Here is a 1,078-nt window from a genome sequence, read left to right on the forward strand (position 1 = left end):
TACATTTATTATTATAACAACATTCGTATTCAAACGAAACTAAACAGCCAATCACCGATAAGCTATCGGCAATTGGCTGTATAAAAGGTGTTTTGATCCCTGTCTCAAAAACGGGGGTCAGTCCCAATGCAGGGCGCTTTTTTTTACGGTACAAATGATAGGCACTGCCAGCGGCAGCCTCATGCTGATCGGCGTTTACTGTTTTCCCTCTAAATTTATCTTTTTTTATCATAAAAATGTTATTGATTTTAAGCTGAAGCGGTTATAAAATCTAGAGGTCGTCAGAAAATTTAACAAATATAAAGGGAGTCATCAGAATGGCTTGGGAGCTGCTCAGTGTGATCGGCATCATTGCGTTTGCTGTCAGCGGCGCAATTGTTGCAATGGAAGAAGAATATGATATTTTAGGTGTTTATATATTAGGGATTGTCACAGCTTTTGGAGGAGGAGCGATCCGCAATTTGCTGATCGGTGTTCCGGTGTCAGCTTTGTGGGAGCAGGGTGCGTACTTTCAAATTGCTCTGGTATCGATCACGATCGTTTTCTTGTTTCCGAAGCTGCTGCTGAAGCATTGGAACAAATGGGGAAATTTATCGGATGCGATCGGTCTTGCAGCTTTCGCTATTCAAGGCGCTCTGTACGCCGTCAAAATGGGGCATCCGCTTAGCGCCGTTATCGTGGCTGCGGTGCTGACGGGAAGCGGCGGAGGAATCATTCGCGACCTGCTTGCCGGGCGCAAGCCGCTCGTGCTGAAAGCGGAAATCTATGCGGTATGGGCGGCGCTCGGCGGTTTAATCGTCGGCTTGGGCTGGACCGGAAACTCGATCGGTTTATACGCGCTGTTTTTTGTACTCGTCGTATGCCGCGTTTGTTCTTATATGTTTAATTGGAAGCTGCCAAACCGTTATTTTCGCTTAGATAGCCAGTAAATAAAAGAAACCTCATCCATGTCGGGACTGACCCCATAAGATGAGACAAATAAAAAACACCTTCAAGTTTGAAAACGGATGATTGTTAGCCGAAATTAGACTTGGAGGTGTTTTTTCTATGGGGACAAGAGTGAGTTATCCGGTTGAAG

Annotated in this window: 2 protein-coding genes; both read left to right on the forward strand. The window is 45.3% G+C overall.

Features of this window, described 5'->3' with window-relative positions:
- On the forward strand, positions 1-84 hold an 84-nt coding region (locus WA325_RS21120; protein ID WP_134980913.1), incomplete at its 5' end, for an IS3 family transposase.
- A gap of 233 nt (positions 85-317) precedes the next feature.
- Positions 318-929 (forward strand): trimeric intracellular cation channel family protein, encoded by a 612-nt coding sequence (locus WA325_RS21125; RefSeq protein ID WP_010331875.1) that lies wholly within the window; start codon positions 318-320, stop codon positions 927-929.
- Positions 930-1,078: the final 149 nt, after the last annotated feature.

Origin of the sequence: Bacillus sp. 205(2023) (genome assembly GCF_037027485.1) — a bacterium.
Taxonomy (GTDB): domain Bacteria; phylum Bacillota; class Bacilli; order Bacillales; family Bacillaceae; genus Bacillus; species Bacillus halotolerans.

Excerpts from the sequence above, each read along its gene's own strand:
- WA325_RS21125 (WP_010331875.1), top strand. The coding sequence starts at position 318 with ATGGCTTGGGAGCTGCTCAGTGTGATCGGCATCATTGCGTTTGCTGTC.